Origin of the sequence: Prosthecobacter sp. (assembly GCF_044378005.1) — a bacterium.
Classification (GTDB): Bacteria; Verrucomicrobiota; Verrucomicrobiia; order Verrucomicrobiales; family Verrucomicrobiaceae; genus Prosthecobacter.
The window spans coordinates 1-18,534 of sequence record NZ_JBILYB010000072.1; the positions used below are offsets into that span (position 1 = coordinate 1).

The 18,534-nt window shown below is 62.2% G+C and carries 13 protein-coding genes; 7 read left to right on the top strand and 6 right to left on the bottom strand.

The window, feature by feature from the left end:
- Positions 1 to 139: 139 nt before the first annotated feature.
- Complete coding sequence (locus AC6FTP_RS14655; RefSeq protein WP_497207666.1) at positions 140 to 625, bottom strand: hypothetical protein; 486 nt, start codon at positions 623 to 625, stop codon at positions 140 to 142.
- Between the two features lie 220 nt (positions 626 to 845).
- On the opposite strand from AC6FTP_RS14655, the gene AC6FTP_RS14660 reads away from it, so the two are divergent.
- Together AC6FTP_RS14660 and AC6FTP_RS14665 are read left to right on the top strand one after the other, a co-directional pair.
- On the top strand, positions 846 to 1,520 hold the full coding sequence (locus tag AC6FTP_RS14660; RefSeq protein ID WP_497207667.1) for a response regulator transcription factor: 675 nt from the start codon (positions 846 to 848) through the stop codon (positions 1,518 to 1,520).
- Positions 1,517 to 2,860, top strand: a complete 1,344-nt coding sequence (locus AC6FTP_RS14665; protein WP_497207668.1) for a sensor histidine kinase — start codon at positions 1,517 to 1,519, stop codon at positions 2,858 to 2,860. Before AC6FTP_RS14660 ends, AC6FTP_RS14665 begins: the two co-directional genes overlap by 4 nt.
- Positions 2,861 to 3,049: 189 nt before the next feature.
- Here the strand turns inward: AC6FTP_RS14665 and AC6FTP_RS14670 are convergent, their stop codons facing one another.
- On the bottom strand, positions 3,050 to 4,501 hold the full coding sequence (locus tag AC6FTP_RS14670; RefSeq protein WP_497207669.1) for a hypothetical protein: 1,452 nt from the start codon (positions 4,499 to 4,501) through the stop codon (positions 3,050 to 3,052).
- Positions 4,502 to 4,706: 205 nt separating this feature from the next.
- Between AC6FTP_RS14670 and AC6FTP_RS14675 the strand changes: the two genes are divergently transcribed.
- The 4 genes from AC6FTP_RS14675 to AC6FTP_RS14690 all read left to right on the top strand — a co-directional run bounded on the left by AC6FTP_RS14675 (position 4,707) and on the right by AC6FTP_RS14690 (position 11,126).
- Positions 4,707 to 7,373 carry a choice-of-anchor tandem repeat GloVer-containing protein gene (locus AC6FTP_RS14675; protein ID WP_497207670.1) on the top strand — a complete coding sequence of 889 codons (2,667 nt, stop codon included), beginning with the start codon at positions 4,707 to 4,709 and terminating at the stop codon, positions 7,371 to 7,373.
- A 90-nt stretch (positions 7,374 to 7,463) separates the two neighbouring features.
- A complete protein-coding gene (locus AC6FTP_RS14680) occupies positions 7,464 to 8,873 on the top strand; it encodes a hypothetical protein (protein WP_497207671.1) in 1,410 nt (469 codons plus the stop codon).
- A 52-nt stretch (positions 8,874 to 8,925) separates the two neighbouring features.
- A complete protein-coding gene (locus tag AC6FTP_RS14685; RefSeq protein ID WP_497207672.1) occupies positions 8,926 to 10,032 on the top strand; it encodes a hypothetical protein in 1,107 nt (368 codons plus the stop codon).
- Between the two features lie 236 nt (positions 10,033 to 10,268).
- Positions 10,269 to 11,126, top strand: a complete 858-nt coding sequence (locus AC6FTP_RS14690) for an Ig-like domain-containing domain (RefSeq protein WP_497207673.1) — start codon at positions 10,269 to 10,271, stop codon at positions 11,124 to 11,126.
- 3 nt (positions 11,127 to 11,129) lie between these two features.
- On the opposite strand, the gene AC6FTP_RS14695 is transcribed toward AC6FTP_RS14690, so the two are convergent.
- From AC6FTP_RS14695 to AC6FTP_RS14705, 3 genes are read right to left on the bottom strand one after another with little or no spacing between them, the layout of a single operon-like run.
- The gene (locus AC6FTP_RS14695) at positions 11,130 to 12,227 is read right to left on the bottom strand and encodes a Gfo/Idh/MocA family protein (protein ID WP_497207674.1); all 1,098 of its coding nucleotides are present in this window, start codon (positions 12,225 to 12,227) and stop codon (positions 11,130 to 11,132) included.
- A 47-nt stretch (positions 12,228 to 12,274) separates the two neighbouring features.
- Positions 12,275 to 15,412 carry a M64 family metallopeptidase gene (locus AC6FTP_RS14700; RefSeq protein ID WP_497207675.1) on the bottom strand — a complete coding sequence of 1,046 codons (3,138 nt, stop codon included), beginning with the start codon at positions 15,410 to 15,412 and terminating at the stop codon, positions 12,275 to 12,277.
- Entirely contained in the window at positions 15,409 to 16,044 is a 636-nt protein-coding gene (locus tag AC6FTP_RS14705) for a hypothetical protein (protein ID WP_497207676.1), read from the bottom strand. The genes AC6FTP_RS14700 and AC6FTP_RS14705 overlap by 4 nt, the downstream gene beginning before the upstream one ends.
- 95 nt (positions 16,045 to 16,139) lie before the next feature.
- Between AC6FTP_RS14705 and AC6FTP_RS14710 the strand changes: the two genes are divergently transcribed.
- Positions 16,140 to 17,102: a sugar phosphate isomerase/epimerase family protein gene (locus tag AC6FTP_RS14710; RefSeq protein WP_497207677.1), complete on the top strand. Its 963-nt coding sequence runs from the start codon at positions 16,140 to 16,142 to the stop codon at positions 17,100 to 17,102.
- 58 nt (positions 17,103 to 17,160) lie between these two features.
- Here the strand turns inward: AC6FTP_RS14710 and glmM are convergent, their stop codons facing one another.
- Complete coding sequence (gene glmM, locus AC6FTP_RS14715) at positions 17,161 to 18,525, bottom strand: phosphoglucosamine mutase (RefSeq protein ID WP_497207678.1); 1,365 nt, start codon at positions 18,523 to 18,525, stop codon at positions 17,161 to 17,163.
- Between the last annotated feature and the right edge of the window lie 9 nt (positions 18,526 to 18,534).

Consider the following 18,534-nt stretch of genomic DNA (forward strand, 5'->3'; position numbering starts at 1 on the left):
CATGGGTGAAGGGTTCTTTGTCTGGCGTGTTGCCGGAGATCGTGGACATCCGGTCGGGGCACGAAGTGCCAGACATTCGCAGGAGTCAGGGGCATGGAAGAAGCGAGTCTTGCTGACACGCGCATGCCCCGGCTTTACCTCAGATCAGAAGCTGAATCGTAGTCAGAAGCGAGGGGGGCTGGTGGGAAATCGAAACCCGTGGTGCAAGCACATCATCGAGTGTCACACGCGGCCGCAGCATTTGCAGCAAGTGCTGCCATACTTGCGTGGCCTGAGCATTGAACAAATCATCGGCTGAGCGTGCTTTCGAGATCTCAACACGCTCGACACCGGCATTGCCAGCAAACTGAGCCGTCGTCATCTGGTGGTCACCATCGCGGTCTGACTGACAGAAGCTGACCAGCACGCGAGCGAGACCACGGCGATGATCATTCACGGCGGGTGTGAACTCACTCTGCCTGTGGTGCAGCACAACCTGCGCGCCGGTTTCACCGAGATGCACGCGGCTCTCGTGACTACCTTCCAGCTCGGCGAGCATCGTCATCACTGCAGGCATCAGCGATGTGCCAGTGCAGGCATAAGCCAGCAGTAGCAGTGCGGAGATGAAGCGAAGCGATAGATGCATGAGATGCGAACCACGAAGGATGAGAGCATAAGACACCTGTGCAACGCATTCATCCATTCATTGCCAAATGATCATGTTTAAGGGTCATTTTTTGCGTGCTAATGTGATCCGATGTGGATTCCAACCATTCTGCTACGGTTTGCCAGTTCTTGTCGAAAGGTGGCTCCCTTATGTTGAGTGTTTGCGGCATTCCTGCCGTGCTCCACCTTTCCATCGTCCCATGCGCATTCTTGTTATTGAAGATGAACCCGATCTCGCCCGCCACATCGCGGGGGCTTTGACACGCCAGGGTCACACGACGGCGGTGAAGCAAGACGGACTGGAAGGTCTCAACGCCGCGCTCGATACGAAGCCTGATCTCATCGTGCTGGATTTAAATCTACCCTCCCTCGATGGCTTCTCGGTGCTCGCGCGACTGCGGAAGCAGCACATCGACTCACGCGTCATCATCCTTACGGCTCGTGGTGATGTAGAGAGCCGTGTGAAGGGTCTCACATCAGGTGCCGATGACTATCTGGCGAAGCCTTTTTCGATGGACGAGCTGGTGGCGCGCGTGAGTGTGCTCGGTCGTCGTGGTGCGCTCAAAGAATCGGATGTGCTGGAAGTTGACGATGTCGTCATGAATGTGCCGCATCGCATCGTCACCCGCCATGGCGAGAAGATCGAGCTTTCCCCGCGTGAGTTTGAGGTGCTGCAAATCTTCATGCGCGAGCCGGGCCGTGTTTTCACGCGCGATGAAATCTGCGAGCGCATCTGGCAGCGCGAGCATCAGTATGACACGCGCACCGTAGAGATCTTCATCATGCGCCTGCGCAAGAAGCTGGAGATCGAAGGCCGGCCCGCCCTCATTCAGACGGTGCGTGGAGTCGGCTACCAAATGATCAAACCGGGATGAAACGCTGGCCACTCAAGATCAAGGTCGGCGTTTACTCAGCAGCGCTCACGATGCTGACACTCGTGGTCGGTGCCGTGGCGCTGATGACCTTCATCTACTTCCGCCAGATCCATGAGGTGGATGACAGCCTGCGCGAAAGCTCCTCCGAGTTGGTGCGCGACCTGCAAAACTTTCGTGGTGCACCGGTGAATCCGCGCCACGCGCTGAGCATGAAATTTGTGCCCGTGGACATGCGCGAGCACTTCCTCATGATCCAGGGACCGGAGGGGCAGACCGTGTATCATTCGGCGAATCTGCGTGGCCTGAGCATCGAAGGCGCGCTCGGCTTTCGCACCATCCAGATCGCCGGGCAGGCTTGCCGTGCGGGCAGTTTTCGCGAGCCGAACTACACCATCCACGTCGCCGTGAGTCTCGAGCCTGTGGAGGACTTCCTCCAAGACGTGGCCATCGGCCTGCTGACGACACTACCGTTGGTTGGGCTCATGGTTTTTGCCGGCGGGCTGTGGCTGGGGAAAAAAGCCGTGGCTCCTGTGGCGGCGCTGTCAGCAGCGGCGGAGAGCATCTCGGTGGAGAATCTCGCCGAGCGACTGCCCATGCCGGAGGCAGATGACGAGATCGCGCGACTGACCGTGGTTTTGAATGATGCCTTCGCGCGGCTGAATGCCTCGTATGAGGCCGCGACGCGCTTCTCTGCTGATGCCTCGCATCAGCTCAAAACACCCGTGGCAGTGCTGCGCGCCGGATTGGAGTCCCTGCGTGATGGCGGGCATCTGGATGGCGATGGCAAGACGGAGGTGGAAACACTGCTGCGGCAGGTACGTCGGCTCACGGGACTCATTCAGGATCTTCTCCTGCTTGCGCGCACGGACGCGCGTCGCCTCAGTCTGGAGAGCCAGCCCTTTGACCTCGCCGATCTCGCTGCTTCAGCGCTCGATGACTTGGAGACGCTCACTTACGGGCGGCTCGAAGTGGAGAGCGAGATCGAAACCGGCATCACCGTCTGTGCCGACCGCCGCCATCTGGCGATCATCGTGCAAAACCTCGTCGAGAACGCTGCCAAATACACCCCGGATGGAGGTCGCGTCCGGCTCACGGTGAAGCGTGATGGGAATCAAGCCCGCTTCTCTGTCGCCAACACCGGCCCCGCCTTGCCTGAGGAAGACCGTGAAGGCATCTTCGAGCGCTTCCGTCGCGGTTCCAAGGTGGGTGAAAATCAAAGCGGCCATGGTCTCGGCCTGAACATCGCCCTCGCTCTCGCCCGCTCCCACGGCGGCGATCTCACGCTCGTCAGGTCCGATGGCGAATGGAACGAATTCGCGCTGACGCTGCCGGTGGTTTGAGGGGCGCGGAGGCCATAGGACCACACGCGGGTACCATTCTGCCGCACGGTACAATGATTGTACCTCACCGGAGCTTTACTGCACCGCACGGCGCAAGCATTGGACCACACCGAACTTTCAGTGCGCCTCACGGCGCATGCAGTGCGTCAGACACTCCGAATTTATCACAATACGCTGAATTTCAACCAACTACCTCGCCACAATGGGTCGATCCTGCTCCTGGCGGAGTCTCGTTTGGGTGGAGACAGGGAGGCTGGGCAGGGCTTGGGCGAGCCAGTCTTGGGCGCTGGCTTCATCGACTTTTCGCCAGTGGTGGTAGTAGCGGGAGATGGCGTCGTCGCGACCGGCGGGGGTGGAGATGCCAAAGGCGAGGTCCATGGCTCCGGCCATGTCTTGATCGGAAATCACGTCGGCCAGACTGAGGCGGGCGGTGTCCATGGCGGCGGAGGGCGGGTTGGTGGCGATCCATTCGCCCAGGCCGACGGCGTCGGTGGCAGCCCAGGAGTTGTAGGCTCCGACGACTCCGCCAGAGGCATCGCTGGCAGGTAGGCTATTCAGCCAGTTGAGGGCGCTGTCGGGCTCGATGGCTCCCCAGGTGGTGCCGATTTGGGCGATGACCTGACGACGGATCTGCGGGTCGGTGAGGGTGCGGCTCCAGGCGACGGCGGCGTTGATGTCGCTGGCGGACCAGACGGTGGCGAGCGTGGCGGCGGCCTCGAGCCGGGCGGCACTGTTGGAGAGCTGGCTGATCCAGGTGGCAGCAGCGGCGGGGTCGGAGGTGCCCCAAATATCGGCCAGGACGGTGGCGAGATTGACGCCGTTATCGCCGGTGAGCAGGGGCTCGAAGTGCTTGGCGGCCTCCATCGGGGTGCGTTCGGCCCAGGTCTGGGCGATCACGGTCTCGGTGGTGCGGCGGGCATCGGCGTTCTTCAAACCGGCGGCCCAGTTGGCGGCGCCGAGCGGGTCCTGCTCTGCCCAGGTGCTGCCGATGGCGGCAAAAAGGGGCTGCGAGTAGTAGCGGGTGCCTTCCAGCCACTTCGCGGCGATGGTGGGAGCCTGGCGAGTCCAGCCGATGACGAGATCCGTGAGCGCCTGATCCTTCAGCGGGCCTGAGAGGTGCTGCTCAGCCCAGAGCCAGGCACCGCGAGGATCACGGGAGCCCCATTTGTTCATGGCGATGCCGATGGTCTCGGAACGCAGAAGCCCGGCAGTGAAATTGCTGTTCGCATGGTCGAGCGCGGCCCGTGGGTCATTGCCGCCCCAGACGCCGTAGATGCCGCGCATGAAGTCGAGCTTGTCCTGATCTGAGCGGAACTGCTCCGCCATGGCGAGTGCACTGGCGGAGTCGCGGCGGGCGGCATCGGCACCGGCTTCGCGCAGGGCACGAGAGCGCTCCTCGGGGTCTTTGAACTCCATCAGCTCGGTCAGCGCATTGAAAGAGTGCGATGAGCCGCCAGCCAGCTCTCCGAGCGCCGGAGCGCGGACCGACGACTCATCTTTCTCCAGCCCGCGAGGGCCGGAAACGGTGTCGCTGCTGCCGCCGTGCGGGACGAGCAGGTAGGTCATCCCCGCGCCAGCTGCGGCGCCGATGGCGACGAGCAGGGCGTTCGCGATCAGCGAGCCATTGCGGGGAGGTGACATGTTCTACCGGCTAATAAGGCGCTTAACTCGCATTCAAACAATGATCGTTTGGTAACTGAACGGTTACGGATCGGGCTTGGCGGTGCTGTTTACCCGCGCGTAGAATGGCCGCGTGTCACTCAGATCTTCCCAAGAGCGCTGGAAAGATCCCCCCACGTCCACGTCAGCTTTGCGGCGCTTGGCCGTGGTCTTTTGTGCTGCCCTGATGCTGCCGGGACTGCATGCGGCGGTGAATTACGAGGTCCTGGCCAGCTTTGAAAAACCCGGCACCCAGGTCGTCGCGCCGCTGGTCCAGCATTCGGGCGGCGATTTCTTCGGCGTGGCCTCGGCGGGTGGCGCGGGCGGGAAGGGTTCTGTTTTCAAAATCACCCCGGCAGGCACTCTCAGCACGCTTTTCGCCTTCAGTGGCCCAGATGGCCAGGCTCCAGCCGCCGGTCTGGTGGAGGGCGCAGACGGTGCGCTCTACGGCACGACCTCCAGCGGCGGCACCGGGAACTTCGGCGTGGTCTTTAAAATAACCCCCGCCGGGGTGTTCACGAAGCTGGTCGATTTCACGGGCACGGCGGGTGCGGCTCGCGGGTCGGTGCCGCATGGGCTGATGCTTCACGCCGACGGCCATTTTTACGGCGTGACCCAGGGCGGAGGCTCAGGCGCATCGGGCACCATCTTTCAAATGACCCCGGCAGGCGTGCTGACGACTCTGGCTGATCTCACGGGCACGACGGGTGCCAATCCCGGCAGTGAACCGCTGGGGCCGCTGGCGGTATCGGGCAGCCTGCTTTACGGCGTGACGAAATATGGCGGCACGGCGGGCCTGGGGCTCGTTTTTGAAATCAGCACCGCTGGAGTCTGGCGGACGCTGGGTGAGTTCACCGGCACCGCTGGCCTCAAGCCGGGCGCGAATCCAGCAGGCACGATGCTGATGCACTCCGATGGAGCGCTCTACGGCACGACGGAGTTCGGCGGCACGAACGACTTCGGCACGCTCTTCAAGATCACCACGGCAGTCACGCCTGTTTACACCGTACTGCGCCACTTCGCCGATCCCACGGGCTCGCAACCAGCCGGGCCGCTGATCGTGGGTTCGGATGGACAGCTCTACGGCACGACTTCCAGTGGCGGCACGAGCGGCTGGGGCACGAGCTACAAAATCACGACGACCGGCACGCACACGGTGCTGACGAACTTCACCGGCGAGACTGGCGCGACTCCAGGTGCCTCGCCGCGCGGAGGCTTCGCGGCGGGGCTGGACGGCTTGTTTTACTCCGTGACCAGTGCAGGCGCGGCGGGGAACTACGGCACTGCTTTTAAAGTGGCATCGACTGGCACCTTCACCACGCTGACGGCGCTCTCGCTGCCCATGGGCTGGATGCCCTCCGGCGCTCCGGTGGTGTCCGGCAACACGCTCTACTTTCCCATGGCCGCTGGCGGCACGGGCGGCGGCGGGAATGTGATGTCGATGGATACGGCGGGCACGGTTTCCGTGGCCTCGGCTCTCGGCGGCACGCTCGGAACTGTACCGGACGGAGCGCTGAAAAGTGCGGGCGGTGGCGTCTTCTACGGTCTCGCGGCCAAAGGCGGCGCTTCGTCGCGCGGCACCAGCTATCGCTTCACGGAAAGCACGGGCGTGGCCTTGCTGCTTGTCGCCCACACGACCACGGCGGGCTCGCTGGCGAAAGGGCCGCTCGTGCTAGGTGCGGACGGTTTGTATTACGGTCTCGGTCGTGAAGGCGGCGCTTCCAGCCGAGGTGCCATTTTTAAAGTGACGACGGCTGGCGTGCGCACCCGCGTGACCTCCTTCACCGGCACCGCCGGACTCGCCCCCGGCAGCAAACCACGAGGCCCGCTGGTGCTAGCCGGCGATGGCCATTTCTACGGCCTGACCGAGGAAGGCGGTAGTTCGAACACAGGCGCGCTTTTTAAACTCACCGCCGCTGGAGCCTACTCCGTGATGGTCCACTTCGGCACCACGGGCGCTCGTTCCCCTCAAGGCGGGCTGGTGATGGGCGGCGATGGCGCGCTTTACGGCACCACGAGCCTCGGCGGCACGGCGAATGCAGGCACGCTGATCCGCTTCGTGCCCACGACGGCGACGTGGAGCATCGTGGGTGAGTTCACCGGCACGGCGGGGGCGATTCCAGGTCGCCTACCCGGCGGCGAGCTGCATGTGGCGGCGGACGGCGCGATCTACGGCCTGACTCAAGCCGGCGGCGCGGATGATCTGGGCACGCTCTTCCGCTACACCACGGTTGGCGGGCTGGAAAACCTCGTCTCCTTCACCGGCGCGGCGGGTGTCTCTCCCGGCTCTGCGACGGCGAATGACGGCGCAGGCCTCGCCTTCACCGGCGGTGTGGCCACGACGGTGGGGGGTGACATCTACGGCGTGCTCCCCGGCAGTGGCGAAACCGGCGGCGGCGTGGCTTTCCGCGTCACGATCACCACAGGCACGGCCATCAATGCCTGGAAACAGACCTACCTCGGCGATCCCAACGCGCTCGACGATGACGACTTCGATCACGATGGCCTGGCCAATCTCCTCGAATACGCGCTCGGCACCTTGCCCGCATTTCCAGATGCCTCGTCATCGCCCCAGGGCTTCCTTTTCACCTACCCGGATGGAGATCGCCTGACGCTCGACGTGCTGCGCGATCCTGCGCGCAACGACATCACCCTCATCGTCGAAGTCTCCGCCACGCTGATGCCGAACGACTGGAGCACGCTCGCCACCAGCACACTGGGCTCACCCTTCACCGGCCCCGGCTACTGGGACGGCGACTCCGCCACGCCCGGCACCCGCTATGTGACCATCCGCGACACCTTCCCCATCGCTCCCGGACTGCGCCGTTTCGTCCGCCTCCGCGTCGTCCACTGACCCATTCCTAACCACACCGTTACGCTAATCGCATTGCCCCAACTCCGCCCGGACCGTTTAGTGAATCCGAGCGCAACCTTCTTCACTCCCATGAAAACTTACCCATCCATACTCACCGCAAGGTGGATGCACGCCCTGGCTGCGCTGGCGCTGCTCTTCTGGTCCACCGATCTCCGTGCTGTCGGCGATGCCCCCGACCTCGATGGCGATGGCGTGCCCAACATCGTCGATCCCGACGTGGACAACGACGGCATCCCCAACGCGCTCGACAAAAACATCGACGGCGGCATTGCCAAAACCGGCCCCTACTCCGGGCAGTACATCGGCGATCACATCGAGAACGAAAACCCCGCCGAGGATGACATCGACGACGACGGACTCGCCGATGACTCGCTGGCCGAAACCGACACCGATGGCGACGGCAAGCTCGATGACTCCGACCTCGAAGACGACATCGACGGCGACAACCGCAAGGACGATGCCGCCGCCGAGCGCGACATCGACGGCGATGGCAAAGAAGACGACTCCGAGATGGAAGACGACATCGACGGTGACGGCAAAGACGATGACGACGCCACCGAGCAAGACATCGACGGCGACAACAAACTCGACGGCACCGATGACGACATCGACGGCGACGGCAAAGCCAACGGCGATGCAGCCGAACTGGACACCGACGGCGACGGCAAAGCCAACGACGACCCCGAAGAGCACGACGACGACGGCGACGGAGCCGAAGACCGCTACGACGACGACGATGACAACGACGGCACCGGCGACATCGACGAAACCAATCATGTCGGTGAAAACGATGAAGGCGTGATCGAACTCGAACTGACCCGCCAGCCAGTTTCACCCGTCGACAGCCATACTGTCGCGAAGTATCAGCGTCTGGCCACCGGCACCGCGAAGTTCAAAGTGGAAGTCGATGACCTGCCCAACGCCATTTACGAATTGTTTGTCGGCGGCATTTCACGCGGCACCCTCCAGGTCTCCGGCAACGGCGGCCACACCAGCGGGGACAAGATCTTTAAAACGCCGCCCTTTTCCGGCGATGCCGTGCTGCTCGACTTTGACGTGGCCGAACAAACCGTGGCACTCCGCCGGGACGGCATGGATTACTTCACCGGCACCATGCCAGCCGCCCCAGGCACCACCGCCCCTGGCGGCACAGGAACCGTCAGCGTGAATCTAAGCACCAGCGGCAGCACCCCCGCGGGAGCCGCAGCCCATGCAGCCATCGAGTTCGCCGCTGGCAATCCCGACAAGCTCCAGATCGAGACCGAAGACCTCCCCGCAGGCAGCTACGAGGTTCTCGTCGGGGACATCCAGCGCGGCACGATCACCGTCTCCGGTGCCAGCGCCACACTCATTTTCAAACTCAGCCCAGGCGTCGGTGAACTGCCCCTGAACTTCGCCACCGCAGGCCAGTCCATCAGCATCGTTCAAGGCACGACATCGCTATTCTCCGGCACGCTTCCCACCGCGCCAGCGCCATGAGGTAAAAGGATAGCTGGTCACGGCGCGGCGCGTTTGGTAAAACCCGCCCGCTATGAAAACACCAGCCATCCTTCTCTCATTCGCCTTCGCGCTTCCGCTGTCCGCTGCGTTGCTCGACTCCCCTCAAAGCGGCGGTTTGAAGCTGAAGAGCATCAGCTCGATCAGCTTTGGCAAAGACGGGCTGCTGCTCGTCGCCGATCCGACCTCGCAAAGCGTCATCGCCATCGAAACGAAGGAGGCCGGAGCCAAGGCAAAGCCTGGCAAGGTGGCTGACCTCGCCGCGACCATCGCGGGAGGGCTCGGCACCACGGCGGAGAACATCACGATCAAAGACATGACCGTGAATCCAGCCACAGGCACGGTTTACCTCGCGGTGATGCGTCGGCCAGACAACGCCTCGCTCATCCTCACCGTCGATGCGGCGGGCAAGGTGGCCCCCTTTGATGCCGACAAACTGAGCTGGGCCAGCGTGACGCTGCCCGGCGGCACGGCGAGCAAGGTGACGAACATCACCGACGTGGCTTTCGATGGTGAGCGCGTCTTTGCCACCGGCACCTGCAACGAAGAATTCGCCAGCCGCATTTTTACGATTCCAGTGCCGATCAAGCATGGCAGCACGGCGGGAGTGATCAGCGCCGAGACGTATCATGTCGCGCATCGCAAATGGGAGACAAAGGCTCCAATCCAGAGCTTCATCCCGTATCATGCCAAGGACGGCGCGGACTATGTCGTGGGTGCCTTTGCCTGCACACCAGTGGCAAAGTTCCGCGTCGATGACATCGAGAGCGGCGCGAAGGTGAAGGGCGTGAGCATGGTGGAACTCGGTAGCGGCAATCGTCCGCTCGATCTCTTCGACTACACCGACAAAAGCGGCAAGGAATGGGTCGTCGTCCACACACAGCGCTTCAAAGCTGACTCCTTTGGCTCGAGCAAGTTCTGGGGAGCCCGCGTCAGCATGGACTACATCAACGGAGCCGAAGACAAAGCCAACGAGAAGGCCACCTGGCGCGACGTGAAAGCCAAGACCGGCCCCGAAGGTATCGAGATCGTGGATGCTCTTTTCGGTGCCGTGCAGGTGGACAAGATCGACAACGAAAGCGCCGTCGTGCTGCGTGATACGGATGGCAAACTCTCGCTGGAAGTCATTGAGCTGCCATAGGCATGTCTTACAAGAATGCATACCTTCGGGCGTTCCTGCTTTGGCCGCTGGTACTGTGGGCTTGCTTCTTTCTTTTTCCAAAGCTGTTCGATTCAAAGCAATTCAATGGCGGGCCAGCTTCCTCCGTCACCTTTGACCTGGCTCCTGATGGTTCGAGTTTGGTTTTGATCACCCGTGCCGCCATCGAGCCAGAGCTGACCGTCTCTGCTCTCGCTGGGAAACGAGTTCTTCAGATCATGGGCCGAGTCGAAAGCATGGGAGATCGGGTGAAGTTTGTGCCTACTGCTCCACTGGCTCGAGGTCAGCGCTATTGCGCGACTTGGCTCGCTCAAGATAAAAGCCCGCAAAAGATCGAGTTCGAGTTCCGCCTGAGTCACCAAAAAGCACCCACGGTTCTTTTCGAACCACAAGCCACGCTCCCTGCCAACGCCCTGAAGTTCTACCTCCACTTCTCCCAACCGATGGAACAGGGCGTCTTTCTGGATCGGCTACGCCTTCTGGAGGCAGCTGGCAAAGAAGTCATTGGCCCGTTTCGCGAGACGGAGCTGTGGTCACCGGATGGGAAGCGGCTGACGGTTTGGTTTCATCCAGGTCGCCAGAAGGCTGGGGTGAATCTGAATGAGGAGGAAGGCCCCGTACTCCGAGAGAACATGAAGCACACGCTCGTCATTGCCGGTTCGTGGCGCAGCACGAGTGGAGTCGCGTTGGGCAAAGAGGTGCGTTTTGATTTCCAAGTCGGTCCGGCAGACCACGAGATGCCGGTGATGGCGAAATGGCAGATCATGGCTCCGAAGTCTGGCACCCGGGAGCCCTTGGCCGTGCGCTTCGATGAATCTCTCGACCCGGCGATGCTTGCGAGCGCTCTTTCGGTGCATCGCGGTGCTGAATCTGTGCCGGTCGAGATCGAGGTCGATGGCCTGAACTGGCGTGCCATTCCTGCCCAGTCGTGGACCGCAGGCAGCTATGAGCTTCGGGCCGACCCGAATCTCGAAGACCTCGCAGGAAACAACCTGACAAAGCCTTTCGAGGTGGATGTCTCGGAGCTGCCCGGCTCAAAGACCGTCATCACGAAGCGCGCTTTTGAAGTGCGCTGAGGGTCAGACTTGAGTCTCGGCAGAGCCGTTTCTTGCGGAGGCCAGACAGGCATCGAGCACGCGCTGAGTTTGCAGACTGATCTCGGGCCAATGCGGGTCGAGTTGGCCACTGAGCACGAGTTTGGAGAAGGTGTGGAAGAGGCCGGCCTCCTGGGAACCGGGGGCGTTGCTGCTGGGTTCGTCGAGGGCTTCGATGTGGTGCCCTCCTTGCATGTCAGCGCGGCAGCGGTCGAGCACGAACTGGCTGCGCGTGAGACTGAACTGCGTGTGTGCTGCGGAGAAGGGCAGGACGAAGTCGGAGACCTGGAGCAGGGCTTTGTCTCCGCTGACGATGGCCCACTGGGCATTCGCGGCATTGAAGGAGCAGTAGAAGGAGGCGCTGGTGCCATCAGCAAAGGTGAGCGCGCCGGAGAAGGCGAGCGGCACGGGCGGGACTCCATCCCCGGCCTGGGCTTCGGCATGGATGCGACCAGTGACGTGGATGGGCGTGGCGTAGTTCATGGCCCAGAGGGTGAAGCGCAGGCAGTACCAGCCGAGGTCGCCGAGGCAGCCGAGCGGCTCCAGTTTGCCATGGGCGCGGATGTTCGTGCGCTCGAACTCGGCATCGCCCATGAAGCTGAACTGCGTGGCGATGTGGCGGATCTGGCCGACGTCGTCATCCACGACTTCGCGCAGCCTTTTGAGGCGCTGCCCGTGCATGAACATGACGCCGTCCATGAACTGCACGCGGTGTTTTTCACAAACGGCAATGATCTCGGCGACATCAGCGGCATGAACGCCGACGGGTTTCTCGACGAGCACATGCTTCCCTGCCTGGGCAGCACGGATGACCCACTCCTTCCTCAAACCAGTAGGCAGCGGGATATACACGGCGTCGATGTCGGGACGGGTGAGCAGGGCTTCGTAGCTGCCCATGGCCTCAGGCAAAACGGGGTGCGGAGCGGAGGACTGGCAGTCTGTGATGAAGGCCTGCGCTTTGGCGAGATCACGACTGGCGACGGCGATGAGGGTGGCGTTTCCGGCATCGCGGATGGCCTGCCAGTTTTTGCGGGCGATGAAAGCGGCACCCAGGATTCCCCAGCGACAGGTTGGCGTGGTCATAAGACGGGCAGGCTACGCGAAGCCTGCCCGCTTTGACAAGTGCCACCTCACAAGTTGGAATTCCTGAGAAGCACCCAGCCGGAGTCTTTTGGGCTGGTGGTCGGTGTCGTGGAGCCATCGACCTTCGGCAAGGCCTCGCGGAGGAAGAAGCCGTAGCCATACTGCGTGCCATCATCGGTGAAGATGATGCCCTGGAATTCGACCTTTCGGGTGATCACAGGTGGGACGGGGGCGGTGGAGCGGGGGTCGTTGTCTTTCGTCGTGTAGGTGCCTTTGAAGCGGCCATCTTTGGGAGTGACGGTGAAGGTGACGAGCTCGGGGTTGGGCGCGTTGACTTTGGTAGCGCCGCCGGCTTTGACCTCGAGAGTGACATTAGCATGAACGGCCACGGGGTCTGCGCCGAGGATCGGGGCAAATTCGAGCAGAGCATTTTTCAGAGGATCACCCGTAGCGGCGGACAGGCCCATGATGAGCTGGCCGGTGCCAGGCGGGGTGTAGGCGCTGCCTAAGGTACCGATCTCCAGGGGGCCGAAGCCGTCTTTATAAGTACGGGCTGTGGAGGCAGGGCGCAGCCAGCGGACGCTGCTGCTGGTGGAGAAGAAGGCGGGCGCTCCGGGATCGATGTCGAGGGTGCCGAGCACGCTGCCTTTCTCCGTCGTGGTGTAAAGGGTCTGGTAGATGAGCACAGTGCCGTTTGGGCCGACATGGGAGACGGTGCCGAAGGTCTCTCCATCCGCGAGGCGGCCCGCGACGGTGGCCTTCCCGGTGGCGTCGATGGTCACGGAGCCAAAGCCGTGCCCCTTCGGCGCGCCTTCCTCAAAAGGGGCTCCGAAAGCGAAGGTGTGGTAGCCTTGGAAGGTATCCACGGCCTCGGGTGCGAGCCATTTGTTCCGCCACGCCGTGAAGGCCGGGATGCCACTGGCCGTGGCCGTGAGGGTGGCGGTGAGGGGATCACCATCGCCGCCGTCATCGAGGGTGAGGAAGATCTGCGCGGGCAGCTCACCCTTCGGCGTGACGCTGAACTCGCCGGTGGCGGTGGTGGCACCGGGGCCGCTGAGCATGAGCGTGCCGCTAAAGGACAGGGTGTCTGCGCCGACGATGGTCTTGCCGCTGTAGCTGCCGCTGCTCTGGATGGTGAGGTCGATACGCCCGCCAGTGTCGCGGCCGAGGTTGTTATCGCTCCAGACAGGGCCGCTGAAGACGCCCGCAAAGCCAGCGGGCAGGGCTTTGATGAGGAGGCGCGTCTTCAGCGTCACTTTGCCAAACTCATTGCCAACGGTGAAGGTGATCTCGTCACCGAGGATTTGATTCTTCGAGGCCACGGTGGGGATGCCGGTGATGCGACCCGTCTTCGGGTCCATTTTTAAACCTTTCGGCATGGTGCCGGCGAAGGAGTTTGGCATCTGAAAGGAGATGGGGGGAAGCGGAAACTGCTCGTCGTAAAGTCCGCCGACGATGCCGGTGTCGAGCGTGAGATCCACGCCAGCGTAGTCCGGCTTGGTGGTGACGACGAGGAGGTCGATGTAGCCTGGATCGGAATCTCCGGCCGTGAAGTAGTAGCGGCCGCTGTCCGAGAGATCGACGAGTTTGACCTGGAGCGACTTCGTGGTAGCACCCGCGTAGTGGCTGTTGTTGGAGATCGGGTTACCATTGAAGCTCCAGGCCACGGGCGGCAGGCCGGCGGAGGAGGTGAAGGTCAGCGTGGCGGTCTTGCCTTTGCCGACGACGACGCGCGGCATGGTGGGGGTGAAGACGGAGAGGGTGACATTGTGCGTGTTCGTGATGCCGCCGCTGGTGATCTTCACGGTGTAAAGGCCGGCGTCTGCCATCGTCACAGGATCGATGACGTGGGAGGAGACATCTGTGGGGGTGAAGACCTTGCCTGCCTTCATCCACTCGTAGGTCACCGGACCAGAACCCGAGGATTCGGCATCAAGCCTCAGATCGCTGAACTCTCGCACGACGCGGACATCGGTCAGAGGGTCGGCGAGGAAGTTGGGGCCGGTTTGATTGCTCAAAGTCAGCGTCCAAATGACCTCATCTGTGATGAGGCCGGTGGGGTCACGCCGCACCCAATCCGTCTGATCGCTGACGATGGCTTTCACTGTGTGGATGCCGTTGCCGAGGACCGTACTTTCGATGTCGAACGTGCTGCTGGTGCCGGCCTGCACCTGACCATCGACAAACCATTGATACGTGTGCCCAGGGCCGGTGGAGGGCGAGAGCGGCAGGGAAAAATTCAGCTGCACCTGGGCGGTGACGGTTTGCTTTAGAGACTCGGGCGGCAGGAGATACGAGAGACGCGGTGTCGTATGCATCTGGTGATCAGCAGCAGGGGAAACCCGTCCGTAAATAGTCAGCAGGATGGCCTCGCGCGTGACACTGCCCGGCGGGGTATTGAGGAAGCGCATGAGGGCAGCATCATGGGGACGGAACCAGCCACTCCTATGATAGTTGGCACCTTCGAAGTGACCGACTTTGTCAGTATATAGCGGATCGAATTCGGGCGTCCTGGGAACCGGCGTGCCGGACTCAATCCACACCTTCCAGCGGATCTGATCGAGCACGGTCTTGGCGGTGGCATTGGGATACTCCGTGTTCGGATAGCCGGGGTATTCCTCATCATATTCATCCGTGAGTTTGGCAAAGGAGTGGCCCAGCTCGTGTTCGAGGATGCCAGCGCTGCTTGGGTCCGTCGTCGTCAGGGCAATCGGGCCACCACTGCCACCATATTTGGGGTCATTGATCAAGATGATCGGGATGTCGTACTCCGGAACATGGGTGTTCAGCAGGCTAAAGGCACGACTGCTACCGGAGCCTGCCAAGGTATTGAGCTGAGGGATGCCGGGCGTGTTGAAGCCAGTTTGAAAATAGGTGTCACGAGATCCTCCGCCTGTACCATTATCGGTGCCTGATTGGTTGGAGGCGACCTCGATGCGGTAGATATTGCAGTAGGAGCGGTAGCGCACCCAGGGTTCCCGAGTGAAGAGGAAGTCCACAGCAGCATCCACGTCATTGGCAAAAGTGCCCATCTGAGCGCTCGTGTAGCCTTCGGAGAGGAAGACAAGATTCAGCCGCGTGCCACGGGTGCCATTTTCCTCCACAGTCGCCAGGGTGGAGGTCTGGGCTCGGAGCGTCGGGATGGCGAAAAGCGAGAGCAGGCTGAGAAGCAGAAACGTTTTCATGAGCGTGGCAGGGGAATGGAACCAAGAAGACCTTCGAGTGGCGGATTACCAGGTTGGATGATTCGGATGATGTCGAGACGGGTCGCGCCCTTCACTCGGGGAAGACGCACTTGAAAGACGACCGGGCCCGCAGCGGTGTATTGCACGGGCTTGTCGCTGCCGGACTTGGGATCAATCACGGCACAGAGGTGATCTGGCGCAGGCAGCAGTTCCTCGGCCAGGACGGCATTGGTTTCTGAAAGCAACCGGCAGCGCAGCATCCCGGACCACTCCTCAGGCTTTCGGCGCTTCGGGGCGAAGTCGCCCTCGATATCCTGCGCCTCCATGAAGGTCAGTGCGCCTTTGTCCAAACTCAGCATGTAGGCGCGCTTGAAGCGCGGGCCGGTCTTGTCATCACCTGCCGCTGCGGGCGGTGGTATGGCGGGTGGAGGAGTATTCGCGGCCGTCTGCGTCGATTCCATCGGCAGTACCTTTCCCGGTGCCTTCTCGATTGTTTCAGAATTCGCCGGCAATGCGGGTGCCGACTTGTCCGCTGCGGACAGTTCTTCAGCCCCATCGACATGACGCAACTCCCACCAGGCCAGCAAACCGGCCAGGAGGCAGAGGATCAGAACCAGAACAGGCCGACGCATGGGGCCGAGAATGCCACACAGGTGCTGTTCATACCAGCGCAAATCCTGCTGCGGGCTTGCACCCCCACTGTCTCCCGTGGCAAAGTGTGCTCCCCATGATGAAAATCACCTCACGCCGCCATTTCCTCCAGCTCGCCGGCTCTGCACTGGCCGCCACCGTCGCCGCTCCCGTCCGTGCTGAGAAAAAAGAACCCTTCAAAATCTCCCTCGCCGAATGGTCGCTGAACAAGCGCATGTTCAAGCGCGAAGGTGCGGAGCCGCTGGACCACCTCGACTTCGCCAAAACCGCCCGCAGCTTCGGCATCGACGGCGTGGAGTATGTGAACCAGATGTTCTTCGATAAAGCCACTGACGCCGCCTACCTCGGCGAGATGAAAACACGCCAGGAAGGCGAAGGCGTCACCGGACTCCTCATCATGTGCGACCGCGAGGGCAACCTCGGTGATCCCGATGAAGCCAAGCGTGCGAAGACCATCGAAAACCACCTCAAGTGGCTGGATGCCGCTGCTACCCTCGGCTGCCACAGCATCCGCGTGAATGCCGCCAGCGATGCGAAGCTCAGCTTCGAAGAGCAGATGAAGCTCGCCGCCGACGGCCTGCACCGTCTTTGTGTCGAGGCAGACAAGCGCAAGCTCTTCGTCGTGGTCGAAAACCACGGCGGCCTCTCCAGCAACGGCCTCTGGCTCACCGGCGTCATGAAGGCCGCCGATCACGAGCGCGTGGGCATCCTGCCCGACTTCGGCAACTTCTACACCGACCGCAACAAGGGCGAACTCTACAACCCCTACAAAGGCCTGCGTGAGTTCATGCCTTGGGTGAAAAAAGGCATGAGCGCCAAAGCCTACGACTGGGACACCGGCGCAGGAAAATTCTACACCGAAGACCGCCGCGAAGGCCGCGAGATGACCCTCGATTTCCAGCGCCTCATCGACATCGTCGTGAAGGCCGGCTACAACGGCTATATCGGCATCGAATACGAAGGCGACAAGCACAGCGAGATGGAAGGCATCGCCCGCACGAAGCAGGCGCTCGATGAGCTGAAGGCGCTGATCGCGTGATCCACCCTCTGAGGGATATAAAGACGCACGATCCGGCTAGACTGGATCGTGCGTTTTGTTATCCGATCTGCGCGAGGATCGCGGAGGAGATCTTGTCCGCCTGGGCTTCGAGGTATTCGACATCACGGCCCTCGATGAGGAGGCGGATGAGGGACTCGGTGCCAGAATAGCGGAGGAGGACGCGGCCGTAGTCGCCGAGCTTCTTCTCGGTTTCCTTGATGATCTTGTCGGCGTCTTTGAGTTCGGAAACGGGCGGCTTCGAGCGCACGCGGAGATTGCGGGCGGCCTGTGGGAATTTTTTCAGGCACTTGCGGAGCTGGCTGAGTGGCTCGCCGGTTTCCTTCATGATGCGCAGCACTTGCAGCCCGGCGATGAGGCCGTCGCCCGTGGTGGCCCAGTCGCCAAAGATGATGTGTCCGCTCTGCTCGCCACCGAAGTTCAGGCCACGGGCGTGCATCTCTTCGAGGACGTAGCGATCACCGACGTTCGTGCGCAGGACACGACCGCCAAGACGTGAGACGAGGTCATCGAGCCCGTAGTTGCTCATGATCGTGACGGCCACGGTGTTGTGCTTCAGGGTGCCTTTGCGCAGCATGGCTTCAGCAGCGATGGCCATGAGTTCGTCACCATCCAGCGCGATGGCTTCTTCATCGCAAAGCGCGATGCGGTCGGCGTCGCCATCGTGCGCGATGCCTGCCAGCGCTTGGCTTTGACGGACGAGACGCTCCAGCTCCTCGCTGTGCGTGCAGCCGCACTCTTCATTGATGTTAAAACCATCGGGCTCGCTGTGAAAGACCTGCACGTCTGCGCCGAGCTGCTCCAGAGCGGCGGCGCTGGTGAAGGAGGAAGCGCCGTGGGCATTGTCGAGCGCGACTCTCATGCCATCCAAGCGGACACCGCCCATGCTGGCAACGGCGTGCGCCACGTAGCGATCCACGGCATCGCTCATGCGGCTGACGCGGCCGATACCACGGCCTTCGGGGCGCGGAGATTCGGCGGTTTCGCCGAGCACGATCTTCTCGATGGCGATCTCGGTCTTGTCGTTGAGCTTGCGGCCATTGCCGTGCACGAACTTGATGCCGTTGTCCTGGAAAGGATTGTGCGAGGCGCTGACGATGACGCCGAAGTTGGCACCGGTCTGAGCGGCAAGCATGGCGACGGTGGGCGTGGGGACCATGCCGGCGAGCACGACATCGACTCCGCAGGAATTCAGCCCGGCGATGAGCGCGGCTTCCAGCATTTCGCCCGAGGCGCGGGTATCGCGGCCGATGATGCAGCGCGGGCGTTCACCGCCCTCACTCTGCCCGCCGAGCACGGCGGCAGCGGCCTGACCGAGACGCATGACGAACTCGGGGGACATGGGATGACGATTGGCCACAGCGCGGACGCCGTCGGTGCCGAAGAATTGACGCTTTTCAGACATGAGGCGCGG

What these genes read in the sequence shown, in the direction of transcription:
- AC6FTP_RS14705 (WP_497207676.1), bottom strand. Translation starts at nt 16,044, where the DNA reads ATGCGTCGGCCTGTTCTGGTTCTGATCCTCTGCCTCCTGGCCGGTTTG.
- AC6FTP_RS14670 (WP_497207669.1), bottom strand. Translation starts at nt 4,501, where the DNA reads ATGTCACCTCCCCGCAATGGCTCGCTGATCGCGAACGCCCTGCTCGTC.
- AC6FTP_RS14675 (WP_497207670.1), top strand. Translation starts at nt 4,707, where the DNA reads ATGCTGCCGGGACTGCATGCGGCGGTGAATTACGAGGTCCTGGCCAGC.
- AC6FTP_RS14665 (WP_497207668.1), top strand. Translation starts at nt 1,517, where the DNA reads ATGAAACGCTGGCCACTCAAGATCAAGGTCGGCGTTTACTCAGCAGCG.
- AC6FTP_RS14660 (WP_497207667.1), top strand. Translation starts at nt 846, where the DNA reads ATGCGCATTCTTGTTATTGAAGATGAACCCGATCTCGCCCGCCACATC.
- glmM (WP_497207678.1), bottom strand. Translation starts at nt 18,525, where the DNA reads ATGTCTGAAAAGCGTCAATTCTTCGGCACCGACGGCGTCCGCGCTGTG.
- AC6FTP_RS14700 (WP_497207675.1), bottom strand. Translation starts at nt 15,412, where the DNA reads ATGAAAACGTTTCTGCTTCTCAGCCTGCTCTCGCTTTTCGCCATCCCG.
- AC6FTP_RS14710 (WP_497207677.1), top strand. Translation starts at nt 16,140, where the DNA reads ATGATGAAAATCACCTCACGCCGCCATTTCCTCCAGCTCGCCGGCTCT.
- AC6FTP_RS14680 (WP_497207671.1), top strand. Translation starts at nt 7,464, where the DNA reads ATGAAAACTTACCCATCCATACTCACCGCAAGGTGGATGCACGCCCTG.
- AC6FTP_RS14695 (WP_497207674.1), bottom strand. Translation starts at nt 12,227, where the DNA reads ATGACCACGCCAACCTGTCGCTGGGGAATCCTGGGTGCCGCTTTCATC.
- AC6FTP_RS14690 (WP_497207673.1), top strand. Translation starts at nt 10,269, where the DNA reads ATGGGCCGAGTCGAAAGCATGGGAGATCGGGTGAAGTTTGTGCCTACT.
- AC6FTP_RS14685 (WP_497207672.1), top strand. Translation starts at nt 8,926, where the DNA reads ATGAAAACACCAGCCATCCTTCTCTCATTCGCCTTCGCGCTTCCGCTG.
- AC6FTP_RS14655 (WP_497207666.1), bottom strand. Translation starts at nt 625, where the DNA reads ATGCATCTATCGCTTCGCTTCATCTCCGCACTGCTACTGCTGGCTTAT.